Raw genomic sequence first — 18,307 nt, forward strand, 5'->3', positions numbered from 1 at the left:
AAAACCCTTGTTTCGATCAACCAGCGATAGCCTGGCGGCGAAGCTGACGCGCCTTTGTGAGGATGATGTCCTCGAGCTTCTGCACGGTTGCCGCCTGGACCGGCGCATCGACCCACTGGCCACCCTGTGCCACCTGCCGGCTCGCTGCGACGCGCACCGCGTCGGCACGCAGGTCCTGGTCGAGGATCGACACGGTTACCTTGACCCGTTCGTTCGGGTTGCGCGGATTCGCATACCAGTCGGTCACAATGACCCCGCCGTTGCTGTCGGACTGCAGCAGCGGCGCGAAGCTGACCGTCTCGAGCGCGGCGCGCCAGAGATAGGCGTTGACGCCGATCGTGGTGACCTGGCTTGCGGCGAGGTCGGCCTTGGGGCGCTCCTTCCCACCGCATGCGGCGAGCGCGGCGAGCGCGGCCAAGGCGACGGCGGTGCGGGTCAGGCGGGCGGAACGCGAAGTGGCGGTCATGCTCAAGAAGAAATCCTCGGGATCAGATTTGTCGCATTCGCCTCTAGTGCGCCCGCGCGGCGCGGGCAAGGCGTCAGCGCGGACTTGCATCCCCCGGCCGTGAACCGCCGCTGAATCGGCGGAAACCTGCGGGCTGTGGACCGGGCGCAACAGCGAATCCCAATCCGGGGTAACCTTGTGGAAAAGGTGGAAAAACCATTGATTTGATTCTAGCATTCTCTTTCGAGGATCGGACTCGGGTGAGTCGGTTGAAACTGAAACCGGTTCGGTCATCAAGCGTTCAGGTCGCGCGGCCATTGGAATGTCCGGGCCGAACGACCGGGGGAGTACTGGGGCTTCGCACGATGAAGCAGACGCGGATCATTGCAGGACGACAGGAAGGCCGCGCTGCGCGCGCTTCGCTTCTGTTCGCCGCGGGTGCGCTGCTGGTCGGCGCGCCCACGGCCGTCTTCGCTATTCCCGACGAGAGCCTTTCACGCGGGGCGGTCGCCCAGATCGTCCCGTTCACGCCTGCGAACGTCGATCCGGCGGTCGCTCGCAGCCTCGCCGCCAAGATCGCGGCACGGGGTCAGACATTGCGTTTCACTCCGGCGGGCAGCGCGCCCGGCAAGAACCGGACGGTGACCGTGGCGATTCGCGTAGCGCCCGAGCAGGCGCGCGCGATCTCGGTCCGCAGCGCGATTGCCGCCGCCAAAGGTGAAGCAGGAGCCGGTCCTTCGATCGCAACGCTTGCGAAGAGCAGGTACAATCTGGGCATTTCGCGCGGTTACGAGACCTTTGCCAAGCCGGCAGTGCCGTCGCTCAATCTTAAGCCTATCGAGATGCCCGATCTCGCCAGTTTCCGCCCGCGCGAGGGGGTAAAGGAAACGCCGGGGCGGCTTCAGCCGCGCCTCGCACTCGAATCGGGCACAATCACCGGGCGCAGCCCGCGAACGCTCGAAGGCGCGGGTGAGCAGGCCGTCGACCTCGGGGCGGGGTACCGATTGTCCAAGAACCTCAACGTCACTGCAGGCGTCCGCCTGAGCCAGGAGCGCGACCGCCTTGCTCCCCTGACCGATGCCGTGCGGGACGACCAGGCAGTCTACGTCGGCACCCAGTTCCGCTTCTGACGTTACGGAATTGGTATGCGCAAACCCCGCTTCGGCGGGGTTTTTCTTTGCCTGCGCGCCGCCTTCGCCTAGGCCGGTCGGCGGAGAGGTTGAAACTGACAGGCTAAGGAGCTGGCATGACACGCGTGGCAATCGTCACCGGGGGTACCCGGGGCATCGGCGAGGCGATCAGCCTCGCGCTCAAGGAACAGGGGCGTACCGTCGTCGCCAACTACGCAGGCAATGACGCCAAGGCCAAGGCCTTTGCCGAAGCGCGCGGGATCAGGGTCTACAAGTGGGACGTGGGCGACCACGAAGCGTGCCTTGCCGGATGCAGGCAGGTCGAGGAGGAAGTCGGCCCGGTCGACATCGTGGTCAACAACGCCGGCATCACCCGTGATGGCACGCTGGCGCGAATGACCTACGACGATTGGCACGATGTCATGCGGATCAACCTCGGCGGATGCTTCAACATGGCCAAGGCCTGTTTCCCGGGCATGGTCGCGCGCGGCTGGGGACGGATCGTCAACATCGGCTCGATCAACGGTCAGGCGGGCCAGTACGGCCAGGTCAATTACGCCGCCGCCAAGAGCGGCATTCACGGCTTCACCAAGGCCTTGGCGCAGGAAGGCGCCAAGAAGGGCGTGACGGTGAACGCGATCGCGCCCGGATATATCGACACCGACATGGTCGCCGCCGTGCCGGCCCCCGTGCTCGAGAAAATCATCGCCAAGATTCCCGTCGGCCGCCTCGGTCATGCCGACGAGATCGCGCGAGGCGTGACGTTTCTGACCAGCGATGACGCAGGCTTCATCACCGGCTCGACGATGAGCCTCAACGGCGGTCAGCACATGTATTGAGCCCTGATCGACAAAGGTGGACAAGAAAGGGGCGGACCCGCTGGCCCGCCCCCCGTAACCTAACTTCGGTCCGGCAAGGTGCCGGCACGCGTCAGATGCCGTCGACGGCCTTGCTGACGAGAATGTTCACCGCGACGCGGCGGTTTTGCGCCTTGCCGGCCTCGGTGGTGTTGTCCGCCGCCGGGTCGGCCTCGGCCATGCCGGTTGGCGTAAGCATGCGGTAGGGCTTCCAGCCGCAGGCCTGCTGCAGGTAGTTCACCACCCGCGTCGCACGCTTCTCGCTGAGTTCCTGGTTGAACTCGTAGTCGCCGGTCGAGTCGGTATATCCGACCACCAGCAGCAAAGCGTTGTCCATGCCCTGGGCCTGGTTCGCGGCGGCGCAGAGCTCGGCCTGCGACTGGCCCGAAAGGTTGTACTTGCCGGTGTCGAAATAGACGTTGGTGACGCCCTTGACGTTGTAGTTGTCGATGTCCGCCACGCGGCTGCGGAGCGCCTCGGTCGCGGCGGTCTGCTCGGCGAAGCCCTGTGCGGTACCGCGCTGAATCATCGCGGCGGTCTTGAAATCGCCCTTCTTGAACTTGACCGCGCTGGCCACGAGGCCGCCGTTCCATTGCACGGTCTTGACCGACACCGGCAGGCCGTTGAGCAGGTCCGCAGTGGTCATCTTCTTGCTGCCGCCGAGGAAGCCGCCGCTGCCCTTGACCGTGGTCGCTGGGCTGATGGCAAGGGCAGTTTTCGTGCCGGTTTCGCCGGTCACCTGCATCCGGTCGCCCTTGCGCGCCGAAATGAAGCCTTCGATCTCCGGCCCCTCGGGCAGTCCTTCGAGGCTTTCCGGCGCGTTGCCGTAAACGATCAGGCCATCCTCGTTGACGGTGGTCGCCTGCTGGGCAACGACGCTGGCCGGGGCAGCCACTGCGAGGGCGGCCAACGCGGCAAGGATCGCCGGTCGGTTGGAAGCTACATTCATAAAGGTACTCCTTCGATCGATGCGAACCGGGCGGATCGTGTCCGTTCCAGCTTGCGCCCGCCTCCCCTGCGATGCGCGTTCGCGAATTCTGGCGCCCCCTTCGGTGCTATGCGCAGCAAGAACGACACGGAACCGCGCCCGCTCTCCTGTCCCTCGCGCCTGTTGCCGGTTTCCTGTCTATCGAATGAACGCAACTCTTAAGGCCCCGCTGCGTCGGGGCGGCCGGAGCGCCGGATGCGGCGAACCGTTGCCGGCGTTATGATGGACATGGCGTCCGTCGACCGCCAAGGACGGTGCATGACGGCGCCGTATCACCCCCCGGTCAAGCGTTCGGTCGAGATTGCCGGGCACAAGACTTCGATCAGCCTCGAGCCATTGTTCTGGGACATGCTACGCGAGGCCGCCGCGCGCGAGCAGGTGCCCGTCAACGCCCTTGTCGCGCGGATCGACGAGGAACGCATCGCGAGCGAAACGCCCTGCGGGCTGGCCGGCGCGATACGGCTGTGGCTCGCCTCACGCGCCGGGGAAGGCGAGGACGAGCGCCAGGCCTAGCGCGGCGCACACCGCCAGCGTCGTCACGATCCCGCGCTTCCACGCGAAGATCATCGCCGCCGCGACTGCCGCGATGAACCCGGCGCGCCAGTCGAATTGCCAGCCCGGCACCGAGGTGTCGAATGCCGGGAACAGCACGTGCCAGCCGAACCACAACGCGAGGTTGGCGATGACCCCGACGACGGCCGCGGTGATCGCCGCCAGCGCGGCCTGCAGCGCGGGGCTGCGCTCGATCCGGTCCATCCACGGGGCGCAGGCGAAGATCCACAGGAAGCACGGCGCGAAAGTGACCCACGTCGTCAGCGCCGCCGCCGCCAGCGCGCCGCCGAGCGGGGTGAGCGGCGCCGCCTCGCGCCAGCCGGCGAGGAAGCCGACGAACTGGGTCACCATGATCAGCGGCCCCGGCGTCGTCTCGGCAAGGCCGAGCCCATCGACGATCTCGCGCGGAGACAGCCAGCCGAGCGGGCCCGCCGCTTCCTGCGCCATGTAGCCGAGCACCGCGTAGGCGCCGCCGAACGTCACCACCGCCAGCTTGGAAAAGAACACCCCGACGTCCCACAGCACGTGGCCGGTTCCGACTGTCGCCCCGACGAGGAGCATCGGTGCAACCCAGATCGCGCCCCAGGTGACGACCGTCGCCAGGGTCGCGCGAACCAGCTTGCGACCGCTCCGCCCGTCTCCGCCACCTGTCGGTGGCCCGTGCGCGCCAAGCCAGTCGGGCCGCGCCCTGCTCACGATCGCGCCGATCAGCGCTGCGACGGCGATCACGAGCGGAAACGGCGCGCCGGCGAGCGCCAATGCGAGGAAAGCGGCGCCCGCGAGCGCCAGATTCAACCGCGTCCGCAGCGCCCGTGCTGCGACACGCACCAGCGCTTGCGCGACGATGGCGAGGACCGCCGCCTTGATCCCGAGGAACAGTCCGGCGAACCACCCGAGCCCGGCGGCGAAAACATAAACCAGCGAGAGCCCCAGCATCACGAGCGCGCCAGGAATTACGAACAGCAGCCCGGCGGTCAGTCCGCCGCGGACCCCGTGCAGCCGCCATCCGATCCAGGTGGCAAGCTGCTGCGCCTCGGGACCGGGAAGCAGGTGGCACAGGTTCAGCGCGCGCAGGAACGCGCCGTCCTCGATCCAGCGCCGCTCCTCGACGAATTCGCGGTGCATCAGCGCGATCTGCCCGGCGGGACCGCCGAAACTCAGCACGCCGACTCGCGCACTCACGCGGGCAAGATCGCGGAAGCTGGGAGTCGCGGAATTCACCTGTACGTCATCGGCGCTCGCGCCAGTCCGCGCAAAATAAAAAGCGGGCGGTGCCCGAAGGTACCGCCCGCCTCTCGCCCCGTCAGGAGCGATCCAGTCCCGTTGCTCCTTTAATAGGTCGCCGGGGGATCGCTGGCGGGGAAGCTTTCGTCGCTTGCCTGGTCGGTCTTGTCCCACGAACGAACGGGTTTGTCACGCATCGCCTCGGGTCCGGCATCGCGAATTTTCGCGTTGCCCTGGTTGCCCGCGAACGCAGCGTGCTCCGCATTGTTCTTTTGCAGGTACTTGTAGCCGGCGTAGCCAAGCGCTCCGAGCGCGGCGAGTTTGATCAGTGCCATGTGCGAACCTCTCTTTCTGCCTGACCAACGCGGCAGACGAGGGTTCGGGTCCACAGAATTACTTCACTCGTCGCCGACTCGTTCGACTTGTGCGCCGACCAGCGCAAGCTTCTCCTCCAGCCGCTCGTAACCGCGGTCGAGGTGATAGAGTCGGCGGACTTCGGTCCGGCCTTCAGCCCGCAGACCGGCGATGACCAGGCTCATCGACGCCCGCAGGTCCGTCGCCATGACTTCGGCCCCTGTCAGTCCGGCAACGCCATGGACGATGGCAGTACGGCCCGAGGTCTCGATATGAGCGCCCATCCGGCTGAGTTCGGGTACGTGCATGTAGCGGTTCTCGAAGATCGTCTCGGTGAGCACGCTGGTCCCCTCGGCGACCGTCAGCAGCGCCATGAGCTGCGCCTGCATGTCGGTGGCGAGCCCTGGGTACGGCGCGGTGGTGAGGTTGACCGCCTTGAGCTTGCCCTCGGCGGCGACGCGCACGCCCCCCTTCTCCGCTTCGACCGATACGCCGATGTTGCGCAAGGCATGGAGCGTCGCCTGCATCTCGTCAGCCTTCGCGCCTTCGAGCAGGACCTCTCCGCCCGTGATCGCCGCTGCGCAGGCATAACTGCCGGCCTCGATCCGGTCGGCCATCACGCGGTAGGTGGCGCCATGGAGCCGGCGCACGCCGTGGATCGTCAGGTCGGAAGAACCGATGCCTTCGATCTCCGCACCCATCGCGACGAGCAGGTTGCACAAGTCGACGATCTCGGGCTCGCGCGCCGCGTTGAACAGGCGGCAGGTGCCGTTGGCCAGGACGGCCGCCATCAGGGCATTCTCGGTCGCACCGACCGAGACCACCGGAAAATCGAACTCGCCCCCGGGAAGCCCGCCGTCGGGCGCGTGAGCACGGACATAGCCCTGCGCGAGCTCGATCCGCGCCCCGAATGCCTCGAGCGCCTTGAGGTGCAAATCGATCGGGCGGTTGCCGATCGCGCAACCGCCGGGCAGCGAGACGGTCGCCTCGCCCATCCGCGCGAGCATCGGTCCAAGCACGAGGATCGAGGCACGCATCTTGCGCACGAGGTCGTACGGCGCGACCGTGCCGGTGATCCGCGTCGCCTCAAGCGTCATCACCCGGCCGAAATCCTCGGGCCGGTTGCCCTGGATCACAGTGGTGACGCCGAACTGGTTCATCAGGTGCTGGAACCCGTCGATGTCCGCCAGCCGCGGCAAGTTTCTGAGTGTCATCGGCTCGTCGGTCAGCAGGGCGCACGGGATAAGCGTGAGCGCAGCGTTCTTCGCGCCGGAGATCGGGATGGTTCCGGATAGGCGCTTGCCGCCCTCGACGATGATCTTGTCCATCGTGGCGCTTTAGCGGCACCTGTCGGGGGCACAAGGTTTAGGCGCTCGCAGAGGCGCAGAGGGGGTTCCGCCGGGCCGCAGGCCCATCGACAAACAGGCAATGTACAACAAGTGCGGCTTCGCCGCGGGTGAGACCGCTCCGCGCCTCTGCGCCTCTGCGAGCGCTCTGTTGGGTTCCGGTTGACGCGCACAACGAGGCCTGCGATTCGCACGCCCCATGAGCAGTCGCAAACCCATCCGCAAGGCCGTGTTCCCCGTCGCCGGGCTCGGGACCCGCTTCCTTCCCGCGACGAAAGCGATCCCCAAGGAGATGCTGCCGATCGTCGATCGCCCGCTGATCCAGTACGCGGTCGACGAGGCGCGCGAGGCGGGGATCGAGCAGATGATCTTCGTCACCGGGCGCGGCAAGGGCGCGATCGAGGACCATTTCGACATCGCGTTCGAGCTGGAGAAGACGATGGGCGAGCGCGGCAAGGACCTGACAGCGCTCGGGCCCACCCGCCTCGGCCCCGGCAACTGCGCCTACGTTCGCCAGCAGGAGCCGCTCGGGCTCGGTCATGCGATCTGGTGCGCGCGCGACATCATCGGCGACGAACCGTTCGCGATCCTCCTGCCCGACGAGCTGATGCACGGCTCGCCCGGGTGCCTGGCGCAGATGGTCGCGGCCTACGAAGAGGTCGGCGGCAACCTCATCTCGGTACTTGAGGTGCCCGAGGAGGAAGTCAGCAGCTACGGCGTGATCGCGCCCGGAGCGCAGGTCTCCGATGCCCTCACCGAAGTGACCGGGCTGGTCGAGAAGCCCCCGCGCGCCGAGGCCCCGAGCAACAAGATCATCTCGGGCCGCTACATTCTCCAGCCCCAGGTCATGCGCACGCTCGAGGCGCAGGAGGCCGGCGCAGGCGGCGAGATCCAGCTTACCGATGCGATGGCACGGATGATCGGCGACCAGCCGTTCCACGCGGTGACCTTCGACGGGCGCCGTTTCGACTGCGGCAGCAAAGTGGGCTTCGTCGAGGCGACCCTGGCGCTGGCGCTGGAGCGCGAGGACATGGGCGCGGAAGTGCGGGCGATGGCGGAGCGGTTGCTTTCCTGATAGTTTAGCCAAAGCATCGTCGGGCCCATAACCCGAACACCTTGTCGGCGAGTAAGGCCGATGGGGCGTGGGTGTAGAAGGATGCTAGCCCCCGCCCACCCCAACCCGGAGCACCGCTATCCCTTCTTCGCTCCGAAGCGCGGGATCTGGTAATCGGGGCGCAGCCAGCGGATGTGGCCTTGCGCCTCTTCCGCCGCGCGCTCGGCGTTGAGCGCCACCAGCCGCCGGACGATCTCGGCGGGGGGGCAGAGGCGCGCGGCGCCATTCCTCGCCCCAGCCATAGGCATCGGCCACCGCCTGGTCGAGATCGTCGTGCAGCTTGGCGACGATATAGGCGCGCGCGGCGGTCGCGGCGGCCTCTTGGCTTGGTGGCAGGTTCCCCTCGCGGATCGGCGCGACGAAGTTGTAGAGCCCGGTCATGGTGAGCCTGGGGTTCTCCGCCAGCGCCGCCTTGCGCGCCGCGTCAAGCCGCTCGGCGATCGCTGCCACCGCCTCGGAGCGGTCCGGGAAGGGAAAGGGGTCGAAGACGCTCCCCTTGGTATACCGCGGTCGATCCTCCAAAGTTGCGCCTTGCTCCAGTGCCCACTCGTCATGGATTGATGAAGAGAGGACACCGAAGTCGCTCCATTCACTCGACCCGAGAACCACAATCATGTTGTCCGGCAGGATTTCGCCTGGGAGCGCATGGAAAACTCGGTGTTTCGAGGTCTCAGAGGTGCCGATGACGAGCGGCAGACCTGTCAAGGCGGGTCGCAAATCGCGGCGTGGTTCTCCGAATATCCACCAAAGATCACGGTAGCTTTGCCGATTGTTCACTGCTCGCCCGTTTGGTTTCCCATCTTCATCAAGAGTGTCTCGCACTTCTTTGAGCACGTGCTGATACACCTCGGGAAACCGGTCCATCACCTCCTGCTCGGTCAGACCGAACAGGTCGATCACCATCACCCCGCGCGGGCGCTGGAGGAGGTCGCGGCCGTTGCGGTAGTCGCGGATGTGGGCTTCGAGCCCCGGCCGCCGCCCGAGTCCCAGCTCGCGCGCTTTCGCCGGGGTGACGATGAAGCCCGCGCCCATGAGCTGAACCCCGCGCCCACACAGTCCATGATTAGCCTTGAGTGGCACGATCTGCGTCACGTCGGTGCCCACCGACAGGTCGGCATTGATCCGCCCGCGCTCGTCGCGCTCGCCGAGTTCGGGCTTGTCGGTGTCGAGCCCGCGTTCGCCGGTGATCTCGACGAGCCGCCCTTCGCCCGGTCCTGCTTCGGCCACGGTCATCGCGATCCGCACCGCCGCCGCGCCTTCGCCCACGCGGGTCCACGGGTGATCGGGAATGGCGAGCGTGAGGTGGAGTTTGCCGGGAGAGGAAGCGGGACCCCGGCTCGGGGGCCGGGGTGACGAAGATGGTTGGGTTTCTTTCTCACCGTCACCCCGGACTTGATCCGGGGTCCCGCTTTCTTCTTCCGCCAGCCAGTGTTCGATCACCCGGCGGCTGAACACCTGGGTGATGCTGTTGGTAGTTACGAACCCGAACCGCCGCAGCCGCGTGCCTTCGCGGGTGAGAATATCCGCCGCGCGGTCCCACCACTGCATGACGAAATCGGCGCTTTTGGGCACGCGCGGGTTCGCCTTCCACAACGCCTCGGCATAGGCGCTGCCGAGCCGGTCGCGGATGTCCTTGCCCCCGATGAAGGGCGGGTTGCCGACGATGAAATCCGCCTCCGGCCATTCGGGACGGCGCGGGTTCTCGGTGTCCGGCGCGCCGGTTGGCAGTAACGCGAGCACCGCGTCGTAGCCGCCGTGGGTGCCGCGATTGATGTTGGAAAGCGGCGGCAGCACCGGTTCGCCGATCGCTTCGGGCGTGTTGGCGAGGCGGAAGCGCAGCCAGCCGATCCACAGCACCAGCTCCGCGATCACCGCCGCACGTGGGTTGAGTTCGAGCCCGAGGAACTGGTTGGGATGGACCGCCGGTTCGAGCGTGCCGCCCAGCCCGATCACGAACTGGCGCACTTCGGATTCCAGCCGCAGCAGGTTCTCCATCGCGACGTAGAGGAAGTTGCCGGTGCCGCACGCCGGATCGAGCACCTCCAGCGCGACCAGCCGCGCGTGGAAAGCGCAGGCGATCTCGATCGCGCGGGTTTCGTCGCCCTTGTCGGCGGCGTCGCGCGCCTCGGCCAGCGCCGCTTCCCACTCCGGTTCCAGCACGTCCATCATCGTCGCCTGCACCAGCCGCTGGACATAGGGCCGCGGGGTATAGTGCGCGCCGAGCTTGGCGCGTTCGGACGGGGTCAGTACCTGTTCGAGCAACGTGCCGAAGATCGCCGGTTCGACCGCGCGCCAGTCCTGGTCGGCGGCGATGCGCAGGATATTCTTCGCCTCGGGCGCGAGGTCGTAAACCTTCGCGCCGGAGAACAGGTTGCCGTTGAAGTAGCGGACGATCGTGTCGCCCTGCGACCAGTAGCGACCGTGCGGTTCCGGATCGTTCATCCGGTGCCACAGGTTTTCCAGCCCCGTTCGCCAGAACTGGTCGGAGCGCCCCTCCGCATCGCTGAGGAAGCGCTTGAAGCTGTCCTTTTCCAGCAATTCGACGTCTTCGGCGAACATGCAGAACAGCGTGCGCATCAGGAACAGGCTGGTCGCCTCGATGCCGAGCGCGGTCACCTCGTCGTCGGCGCGGCCCCGTCGCTGGTCCTCCTCCAGCGTCTTGGCGACCCGGCTGAGCAGTTCGGCGATGTCGCGGGTGACGCGGGCCGAGCGCGTGCGCGGGTCGATGCTGGCGGGATCGGTCCAGATCGCCCGCAACGTGTCGGCCGCAGTCTTTTCGATGCCGTCGATCGGAGCGTCGGACGCCAAGTCCGCCAGCGCAATGCGGTAGCCGCGCTCGTCGGGGAAGGGGCGATAACCGCGTCCGTTGCCGGCCCAGTCGAAATAGAGTTCGAACGCGCGACCGATGTCGGCGACGATGAGGAATGGCGGGGTATCGTGATCGTCGGGCAGCGCGAGCGCATAGCGTTGGGCCTGCAACCGCGCGTCTTCCATCAGCCGGTCGTAACGGCGGCGCGGCTTGCCCGCCTTCCGGACAGTGCGGACCGGTGCGCCGAACAGGTCGAATTCGGTTTCGGTCTGCGGCTCTTCCGCGGGATCGTCCGGCGCGGTTTCGCCTTCTTGCAGCTGGCTCTGCTTGGCTTCGAGGATGAAGTGATCGCGCTTGTAGAGGTCGATCCGCTTGGTGCCCTTGCCTCCGTAGATCGCTTCGGACTTCACGGGCGCTTCGAATTCGTAATCCCCCAGCCCCATGCCCTTCGCGTGCGGGGTCGGCAGCCCGAGCGCGATGGTCAGCTCGGTCAGGAACATCTGGTAATTGGCGCGCTCGGCCCCGCCTTCCTTGCCGAGCCATTTTTCGAGCAGTTCGTCGACGGTCATGCGTCCCCCTCGCGGCCCTTCTACCGCCCCGCAATCGCCTCGCAAGAAACCATTTTCCTACAAGGGTCTCGGCGCGCTAGCCTCGCGTCGGCTCTTTCATACCGTCGATCCCCCGCGCACCGGGCTGCCCGGTTCGGCCAGCCGGTTCAGGTGTCGCTTTCGTGTCGCCTTTCGGCGGCGGCGTGCCACGTGGGCGATGTTTGCAATGTTGCGGGGCAATCCGGTTCCGCCCTGGACACCGTGACACGCGTGACATCGTTCGGGTCGTGCGCGCGTCAGGCGCTGGCGGCCGCCTCGTCCCGCGCCTTGGCCGCGAACTCGTCGCGCAGCTCGCGCTTGTAGAGCTTGCCGTTGGCTTCGCGCGGCAGCTCGGGGCGGAAATCGAACAGCTTGGGCATCTTGATGCGCGCGAGCTGCGGCTCGAGATACGCGCGCAGTTCCGCCTCGAGCGCCGGGCCGGCATCGGCCATGTCGACCGGCTGGACCACGGCGACGACCTGCTCGCCAAGGTCGGCATCGGGCGCGCCGATCACCGCCGCATCCATCACCTTCTCGTGGCTGACGAGGAGGTTCTCCACCTCCTGCGGGTAGATGTTGACCCCGCCCGAGATGATCATGTGGCTCTTGCGGTCGGTCAGGAAGAGATATCCTTCGGGATCGACGTGGCCGATGTCGCCGATGGTCATCCAGCCCCGCGGATGCATCGCCTCGGCGGTCTTTTCCGGGTCGTTGTGGTAGGTCGGCAGGACCGCGTTCTCGAAATAAATGAGTCCGTCCTGCCCTGCCGGCAGTTCCTCGCCGTCGGGCCCGCACACGTGGATCGTCCCGAAGATCGCCTTGCCCACGGTGCCGGGCCGTTCCAGCCACTCGGCCGACCGCACCAGCGTCATGCCGATGCCTTCCGACCCTGCGTAGTATTCGTTCACGATCGGGCCCCACCAGTCGATCATCGCCTGCTTGATCGGGACCGGGCACGGCGCGGCGGCATGGAGCGCGCGCTGGTGGCTGGAGAGATCGTAACGGCCGCGGACCTCGTCATCGAGCTTGAGCATCCGCACGAAATGCGTGGGCACCCACTGGCTGTCGGTCACGCGGTACTTCTCGATCGCTGCGAGCGCGCCCTCGGGATCGAACTTCTCCATCATCACGACCGTGCCGCCGAGCCTCTGGGCTGCGGTACTCCAGCCGAGCGGGGCGGCGTGATAGAGCGGGGCGGGCGAGAGATAGACCATCGACCCGTCCGCGGGCATCCCGGCGCCCATGATTGCAAGACCCATGAGCGCAACCGGCGCCGTCGGCGAAGGATCTTCGGGCGCGCGCGGGCGGACGCCCTTCGGCCGTCCGGTGGTGCCCGAACTGTAGAGCATGCCGAGACCGGCGCTCTGGTCGGCGATCGGCTCCGCAGGCTGGGCGGCCAGTGCGGGGCCGAAGGCTTCGTCACCTTCGCCGTCGAGCACCAGCACGGAAAGATCGGGGCATCGCTCGCGGATACCGCCGAGAATTCCACCGTACTTCGTCGATGTGATCAGAAGCTTCGCATCGCTGTCGGTCAGGATGTAGGCGATTTCCGGCGCAGTCAGCCGCGTCGAAATCGGCACGAGCACGGTCCCGGCGCGCTGCGAGCCCCAATAGACAGTGTAGTATTCGAGCCGGTTCTCGAGCAGGACGGCGAAGGCGTCGCCTGCCTCCAGGCCACGCGCGCGCAGGAGCTGGGCGAAGCGGTTCGCTTCGTGATCCATCTCGCCATAGGTCATCCGTTCTCCGCTTCCCGCCATGATCACGGCTGGATGGTCTGGCCGGGTGCGGGCGTGTTCGATGGGATGCATGGTCGCCTCTCTGAAGGGGCGCGTCGAGGCACCCTCGTTTCATCGAGAAACCTATCGCCTCGTCTCGCCCGGGCAAGAGAAAAGGGCGGCGAACCCACCGGTCCACCGCCCTTTTTCCGGCACCCTCCCCGAGTGTCCGAGGCCCGCTGTCGTGCGGCGGGCCGTATCCTGTTTCCGCTTACTCGCCGGCGAGGGCGAGGCGGGCCGGCGCCTTGTCGGTTTCGGCCATGTAGGGGATCGGATTGACCGCCTGCCCGGCGACGCGAACTTCATAGTGAAGGTGCGGACCGGTCGAACGGCCGGTCGAACCGACGTAACCGATCACGTCACCCTTGCGGACGCGCTCGCCCGGACCAACCGCGAGGCGCGACATGTGGGCATAGCGGGTCTCGAGTTCGGCACCGTGGTCGATCGAAACGAACAAACCGTAGCTCGAGAACCATTCCGCCTTGCCGACGGTGCCGTCGGCGGTCGCATAGACGGGCGTGCCGGTCGGCGCCGCGAGGTCGATACCCTTGTGAGCGCGCATGCCGCCAAGAACGGGGTGCGAGCGCATTCCATATCCGCTCGAAGTGCTGCCAATGGCAAGCGGCGCACGCGACGGAATGGCAACGCCGGTGGTCGGCGCAACCGGATTCGGCGAGCGGGAATTGTCGAGCGATTGCCAGCTCGAGAAAAGCTGCTTGAACTGCTCGTCACCGGCGTTGACCCCGGTGGCGCGCGCATCACGGACCGGTGCGACGATATCGGCCGATGCGGCAGAGCTGGAATTGGCGAGGGCAGGCGATGCGCCCATCGAGAAGAATGCACCCGCTGCTGCGAGTACTGCGACGATCCGGCGCTGGATAAGCTTTGCGACCAAGATTCCCGTCCTTTTTATCTCACGACACCCCCCGGTGCCGCAGCGAACCCGTGTACGACAAAGGAGGAAAAACCGCCTTCGCGACAATTTACTGAGACTGATCGGAACCCCCCGCCGTCTCGTGAGTTGGGGGTTAACCGGCGAAAGATTTACGAAGCAAGTGCGCGCGTCGCACTGAGCGACAAACCGGCTGTCGAACGCGCCGAGTCGTTGAACGGTGGCTTAAGTGCCCCGGGAAAATGCCTGCGCACCAAGGAAATCCATAACTTTTCGGGGTCGCAGCCCATCCGTTCGGCGCAAACGTTAAGATATTTGACGCCCACGGCAACGTGACGAATCTCGTCGTCAAGGATTCGTTCGAGGATCCGCGCGCCTACGGCATCACCCTGTGCTTGTACGCGAGACAGGGTCGCCGGAGTGACGTCAAGACCGCGTGCCTCCAGTACCATCGGAACCACCGCCAGTCGTGCCGCGACGTCATGGGACGTATCGGCGGCCGCCTGCCACAGTCCGTCGTGCGCCGGCAGCGCTCCGTAGCGGCTGCCCAACGTGCGCAGATGCCGGTCGAGCAGGACGAAATGCATCGCCTCGTCCGCCGCGACGGCCAGGAAGTCCGAGACGAAACCGGGCCCCATTTCGGCGCCGAAACGACCCGCCATGTCGAGCGCGAGGTCGATCGCGACGAATTCGATATGTGCCAAGGCATGCCACAGGGCTATTCGCCCCTGCAAAGAGCCGCCGCGACCGCGCTTGGGCATGCGGTTTGGCGGCAGGAGTTCGGGTTCGGCAGGCCGACCGGGACGATTCGGCATCGCACGATCGAAGCCGAAGATCAGCCTCCCGAGCCGCCAGTCGCGCGCTACCTTGCGCGCCGCCATGACCTTTTCGGTCGGTTCGGTTGCCGACAATGCGGCGCGTATGGCGTCACCGACGGGCGGTCTTTCGCGGGTCACAGGGACTTGGATGCTGCAAGCACCTCTTCGGCGTGGCCCTTGACCTTTACCTTGTCCCACAACCGGGCGATGCGACCTTGCGCATCGAGCAGGTAGGTCGTTCGCACCATGCCCATGAACTTCTTTCCGTAGAGCTGCTTCTCGGTCCAGATCCCAAGCGCATCGCTGAGGCCGCCCTCCGCAGCGTCAGTCGCGAGCGGGACCGCAAGCGCCTGCTTCTCGATGAATTTGCGATGCTTCTCGGGCGAATCCTTGCTGACTCCGAGAAGGGCGACTCCGGCCTTTGCGAAGTCATCGGAGAGAGACGTAAAGTCCTTCGCCTCCACTGTGCACCCCGGCGTGTTGTCCTTAGGGTAAAACCAGATGACCGCAGGGTTTCCCCTGAAGTCGGACGGACGGATAGAACCCCCGTCGGGCGTTTCCATAGCGATGTCGGGCATCGGGTCGCCCACGGACGGTCGGCTCATTCAATTTCTCCCAGATCGGATTCGGCCAGCGCCTCGCCCAGCGAATCGGCCCAGGCGGCCGCGACCTCCTGCCGTGCGTCAGCGAACATCCGCAAGAGGGCGTCGAGAGCCGGCGCGCCGCAAGCTTCGGCCAGCGCTGCCGCTGCGGCTTGCGTTGGTTGGGACAGGTCCGGCGCAAGCAGGCGGCCGGCGATGAGCATGCGCGTCATGAGTGCCAACGAGTCGCGCACGCCTGGTCTGGCAAGCCCCGCCTCGACCAGCATGTCTACTGCCCTGCCGAGATCGGGATCGAACGCCGTCCGCTCGCGAAGCTGGAGATAGTGGACCAGGAACTCGAGATCGACCAGCCCGCCGCGCAGCAGCTTTGCGTCGAGCGGGCCTTGCGGCGGCTTGTGCGCCGCCATTTCCGCACGCATCCGCAGGACGTCACCCCGCAATGTGTCGGGGTCGCGCGGCCGCTCGAGCTCTCCGGCGATGATCGCGCGCAGTTCGTCGCGCGCCGCCGGGGTGCCGGTAAGCGGACGGGCCCGCGCGAGCGCCATGTGTTCCCACGTCCACGCCTCTTCCCGCTGGTAGCGGGCGAAGCTGCCGAAGCTGACCGCAAGCGGACCCTGCGCACCTTGCGGCCTGAGGCGGGTGTCGACTTCGTACAGCGCGCCCTCCGCGGTCGGAACGCTGAGCGCCGCCGTGACCCGCTGCGCCAGGCGATTGAAGTAGTGCGTCACGCCCAAGGGCCGACGGCCGTCGGATTCACCCTCGTAGTCGCCGCCGAACAGGTAGACGACGTCAAGGTCCGAAGCGTGAGTGAGCGTCCCGCCGCCCAGACGGCCGAGACCGAGCACCACCAGCTCGCTCCCCGGCACCTTTCCGTGCGCCCGCTCGAACTCCGCCACCGCCGCGTCCTGCGCGACCGCCAGCGCGGCTTCCGCAGTTCGGGACAGGGCCTTGCCGATATCGAGCGGATCGTGGACCGCTGCCACGGTCTGGAGACCCAGCGCGAAGCGGAGCTCGCCGGTTACGCGCCTGATCCGATCGAGCTGGCGTTCGTAGTCGTCGCCCTCCTCGCCGGCGAACATCATCGCGGCGATCTCGGTCACATCTCCCGGCAAGTCGAGCGCCTGCTGGCCGATCAGGATGTCGAGCAGTTCCGGGCGACGCCCCAGCTCGTCGGCCAGCGTCGGGGCGAGAACCAGAATGCGCGCCAGCTGGTCGAGCAATGCGGGGCGCTGCAGCAGCAGGTTGAACAGGTTGAGCGCGCTCGGGGCGGCGCCGAGGACGCGCTCCCACCGGTTCAGGGCCTGATCGGGGTCAGGCGCGGCCGCGAAGCGCTCGAGGAGGGCAGGGAGCAGCGCGTCCAGCGCCGCGCGCGCGGGCTCGGAACGCAGCGCGCGGATGCGTCCGTCGCTCCATCCGGCAATCCGCTCCGCAAGCCGGTCGGGATCGGAAAACCCCAGTTCCCCGAGCCTTCGGGCAAGCCCGTCGCCACCGGAAACCACTACACCCGGAGCACTCTCGTCCTCGGCGATGAGCGCGTCGTAGCGTGCTGCGACCGCTGCCGTCACCGCACCGAGCTCGCGAACGAGCGCGGCGCCGTCAGCCAACCCGTCCAGCCTCGCCATCGCGTCGAGCGAGGCTCCATCGGGAAGCGAGTGGGTCTGCTGGTCGCCGACCATCTGCAGGCGATGCTCGATTGTGCGCAGTCGGTCGTACGCCTCGCCCAGCACCCGCGCATCGTCGGCACCGACGATCCCGGCCGCGGCGAGAGCATCGAGCGCGGCGCGCGTGCCGCGGACCCGCAGCGATGGGTCGCGCCCCCCGTGGATGAGCTGGTGGGTCTGGGCGAAGAACTCGACCTCGCGGATGCCGCCGCGGCCCAGTTTGACGTTGTAGCCGGGTCCCGGCTCGCGCGGCCCAGCATGGCTCGCCCGGATGCGCACCGACAAGCGCCGGATGTCGCCGATGGCGCCGAAATCAAGGCTCCGGCGCCACACAAACGGGCGAATCGCGGCAAGGAAGCGCTCGCCCGCGGGCACATCGCCGGCGGCGGCCCGCGCCTTGATGAAGGCCGCCCTTTCCCACGCCAGAGCCGAGCTTTCGTAATGAGTGAGCGCCGCGCCAATCGGGATGGCGGGCGGGCTGACCTCGCTGGCCGGACGCAGGCGAAGGTCGACGCGGAAGACATATCCTTCCGGAGTGACCTCGCTCAGCATGCGGACGGCCTCCCGCGCATAACGCTGTGCGGCTTCGGCCGGTTCGTCCCGCTCACGCCGGGAGAGCAACGCGGGATCGTACAACAGGATCGGGTCGATATCCGAGCTGTAGTTGAGCTCGCATGCGCCGTGCTTGCCGAGGGCAAGTACGATCATGCCCGCCGGCTCGGCTTCGGGTACACGCGCGTGCATCACCGACGCGAACGCGGTGTCGAGCGCACGGTCGGCAAAGTCGGAAAGCTCCGCCACGACCCTCGCCAGCGGAAATTCTCCGGCGAGATCGCCGATCGCCAGTGCGGTGGCGAGTGCCAGCTTCTCGCGACGCAACGCCACGGGCGCCGGAAAGCCGGACCGGCCGAGGTCCCTGGCCCAAGCGATTGCTTCCTCGCCCTGCCCATCGGCGAGCAAGGCGGCGACATCCGGCTGGCGCTCCAGCGCGTGCGCAAGGAAAGGCGCGTTCGCGCGTGCCCTCGCCAGTGCCGATGTCCAGTCTGCTGCCATCGTCTGCGGCAGTGCCTGCATCGCATTCTCGGCGCAAGCGCGCGCCCTTGCGCGTACGCGCTTGCTTTGCGAGAAGCGCGCCACGCAGAGAGGATTCCCG

15 protein-coding genes are annotated in these 18,307 nt (G+C 67.0%); 4 read left to right on the plus strand and 11 right to left on the minus strand.

The annotated features are described in order from the left end of the window. Window positions 1-16: 16 nt before the first annotated feature. Complete coding sequence (locus tag A6F68_RS01740) at window positions 17-466, minus strand: DUF3576 domain-containing protein (RefSeq protein WP_067675481.1); 450 nt, start codon at window positions 464-466, stop codon at window positions 17-19. A 344-nt stretch (window positions 467-810) separates the two neighbouring features. On the opposite strand from A6F68_RS01740, the gene A6F68_RS01745 reads away from it, so the two are divergent. Together A6F68_RS01745 and phbB are read left to right on the plus strand one after the other, a co-directional pair. Beyond that, window positions 811-1,575: a hypothetical protein gene (locus A6F68_RS01745; protein ID WP_067675484.1), complete on the plus strand. Its 765-nt coding sequence runs from the start codon at window positions 811-813 to the stop codon at window positions 1,573-1,575. Window positions 1,576-1,691: 116 nt separating this feature from the next. Continuing rightward, a complete protein-coding gene (phbB, locus tag A6F68_RS01750; protein WP_067675487.1) occupies window positions 1,692-2,414 on the plus strand; it encodes an acetoacetyl-CoA reductase in 723 nt (240 codons plus the stop codon). A gap of 91 nt (window positions 2,415-2,505) precedes the next feature. Here the strand turns inward: phbB and A6F68_RS01755 are convergent, their stop codons facing one another. Continuing rightward, window positions 2,506-3,381: an OmpA family protein gene (locus A6F68_RS01755; protein ID WP_067675490.1), complete on the minus strand. Its 876-nt coding sequence runs from the start codon at window positions 3,379-3,381 to the stop codon at window positions 2,506-2,508. A gap of 297 nt (window positions 3,382-3,678) precedes the next feature. On the opposite strand from A6F68_RS01755, the gene A6F68_RS01760 reads away from it, so the two are divergent. Then, window positions 3,679-3,933: a ribbon-helix-helix domain-containing protein gene (locus A6F68_RS01760; RefSeq protein ID WP_157096613.1), complete on the plus strand. Its 255-nt coding sequence runs from the start codon at window positions 3,679-3,681 to the stop codon at window positions 3,931-3,933. Here A6F68_RS01760 and chrA read toward each other — a convergent pair. From chrA to murA, 3 genes are all read right to left on the minus strand, one after another. After that, complete coding sequence (chrA, locus tag A6F68_RS01765) at window positions 3,895-5,154, minus strand: chromate efflux transporter (RefSeq protein ID WP_232308178.1); 1,260 nt, start codon at window positions 5,152-5,154, stop codon at window positions 3,895-3,897. The genes A6F68_RS01760 and chrA overlap by 39 nt on opposite strands. A 149-nt stretch (window positions 5,155-5,303) precedes the next feature. Further along, window positions 5,304-5,531, minus strand: coding sequence for a hypothetical protein (locus A6F68_RS01770; RefSeq protein WP_067675496.1), 228 nt, complete (start codon window positions 5,529-5,531; stop codon window positions 5,304-5,306). Window positions 5,532-5,594: 63 nt separating this feature from the next. Then, window positions 5,595-6,878 carry a UDP-N-acetylglucosamine 1-carboxyvinyltransferase gene (murA, locus tag A6F68_RS01775; RefSeq protein ID WP_067675498.1) on the minus strand — a complete coding sequence of 428 codons (1,284 nt, stop codon included), beginning with the start codon at window positions 6,876-6,878 and terminating at the stop codon, window positions 5,595-5,597. A 217-nt stretch (window positions 6,879-7,095) separates the two neighbouring features. On the opposite strand from murA, the gene galU reads away from it, so the two are divergent. Beyond that, window positions 7,096-7,971: a UTP--glucose-1-phosphate uridylyltransferase GalU gene (gene galU / locus A6F68_RS01780; RefSeq protein WP_067675500.1), complete on the plus strand. Its 876-nt coding sequence runs from the start codon at window positions 7,096-7,098 to the stop codon at window positions 7,969-7,971. An 84-nt stretch (window positions 7,972-8,055) separates the two neighbouring features. Here galU and A6F68_RS15130 read toward each other — a convergent pair whose 3' ends face one another. The 6 genes from A6F68_RS15130 to glnE all read right to left on the minus strand — a co-directional run bounded on the left by A6F68_RS15130 (window position 8,056) and on the right by glnE (window position 18,291). Next, entirely contained in the window at window positions 8,056-11,388 is a 3,333-nt protein-coding gene (locus A6F68_RS15130) for a class I SAM-dependent DNA methyltransferase (RefSeq protein WP_067675503.1), read from the minus strand. Window positions 11,389-11,663: 275 nt separating this feature from the next. Continuing rightward, window positions 11,664-13,214: an acyl-CoA synthetase gene (locus A6F68_RS01790; RefSeq protein ID WP_067675505.1), complete on the minus strand. Its 1,551-nt coding sequence runs from the start codon at window positions 13,212-13,214 to the stop codon at window positions 11,664-11,666. Window positions 13,215-13,392: 178 nt separating this feature from the next. Beyond that, complete coding sequence (locus A6F68_RS01795) at window positions 13,393-14,079, minus strand: M23 family metallopeptidase (RefSeq protein WP_418368997.1); 687 nt, start codon at window positions 14,077-14,079, stop codon at window positions 13,393-13,395. Between the two features lie 146 nt (window positions 14,080-14,225). Continuing rightward, window positions 14,226-15,029: a ferritin-like domain-containing protein gene (locus A6F68_RS01800; RefSeq protein ID WP_067675508.1), complete on the minus strand. Its 804-nt coding sequence runs from the start codon at window positions 15,027-15,029 to the stop codon at window positions 14,226-14,228. Further along, window positions 15,026-15,496, minus strand: coding sequence for a peroxiredoxin (locus A6F68_RS01805; RefSeq protein WP_067675511.1), 471 nt, complete (start codon window positions 15,494-15,496; stop codon window positions 15,026-15,028). Before A6F68_RS01805 ends, A6F68_RS01800 begins: the two co-directional genes overlap by 4 nt. Next, window positions 15,493-18,291 carry a bifunctional [glutamate--ammonia ligase]-adenylyl-L-tyrosine phosphorylase/[glutamate--ammonia-ligase] adenylyltransferase gene (gene glnE / locus A6F68_RS01810; protein WP_257784457.1) on the minus strand — a complete coding sequence of 933 codons (2,799 nt, stop codon included), beginning with the start codon at window positions 18,289-18,291 and terminating at the stop codon, window positions 15,493-15,495. Before glnE ends, A6F68_RS01805 begins: the two co-directional genes overlap by 4 nt. Window positions 18,292-18,307: the final 16 nt, after the last annotated feature.

Origin of the sequence: Tsuneonella dongtanensis (assembly GCF_001698205.1) — a bacterium.
Lineage (GTDB): Bacteria > Pseudomonadota > Alphaproteobacteria > Sphingomonadales > Sphingomonadaceae > Tsuneonella > Tsuneonella dongtanensis.

Bases quoted from the DNA above. Each gene is read 5' to 3' on its own strand.
- A6F68_RS01755 (WP_067675490.1), bottom strand. From the start codon at position 3,381: ATGAATGTAGCTTCCAACCGACCGGCGATCCTTGCCGCGTTGGCCGCC.
- A6F68_RS01805 (WP_067675511.1), bottom strand. From the start codon at position 15,496: ATGAGCCGACCGTCCGTGGGCGACCCGATGCCCGACATCGCTATGGAA.
- murA (WP_067675498.1), bottom strand. From the start codon at position 6,878: ATGGACAAGATCATCGTCGAGGGCGGCAAGCGCCTATCCGGAACCATC.
- A6F68_RS01770 (WP_067675496.1), bottom strand. From the start codon at position 5,531: ATGGCACTGATCAAACTCGCCGCGCTCGGAGCGCTTGGCTACGCCGGC.
- A6F68_RS15130 (WP_067675503.1), bottom strand. From the start codon at position 11,388: ATGACCGTCGACGAACTGCTCGAAAAATGGCTCGGCAAGGAAGGCGGG.
- phbB (WP_067675487.1), top strand. From the start codon at position 1,692: ATGACACGCGTGGCAATCGTCACCGGGGGTACCCGGGGCATCGGCGAG.
- A6F68_RS01790 (WP_067675505.1), bottom strand. From the start codon at position 13,214: ATGCATCCCATCGAACACGCCCGCACCCGGCCAGACCATCCAGCCGTG.
- A6F68_RS01740 (WP_067675481.1), bottom strand. From the start codon at position 466: ATGACCGCCACTTCGCGTTCCGCCCGCCTGACCCGCACCGCCGTCGCC.
- A6F68_RS01760 (WP_157096613.1), top strand. From the start codon at position 3,679: ATGACGGCGCCGTATCACCCCCCGGTCAAGCGTTCGGTCGAGATTGCC.
- galU (WP_067675500.1), top strand. From the start codon at position 7,096: ATGAGCAGTCGCAAACCCATCCGCAAGGCCGTGTTCCCCGTCGCCGGG.
- A6F68_RS01745 (WP_067675484.1), top strand. From the start codon at position 811: ATGAAGCAGACGCGGATCATTGCAGGACGACAGGAAGGCCGCGCTGCG.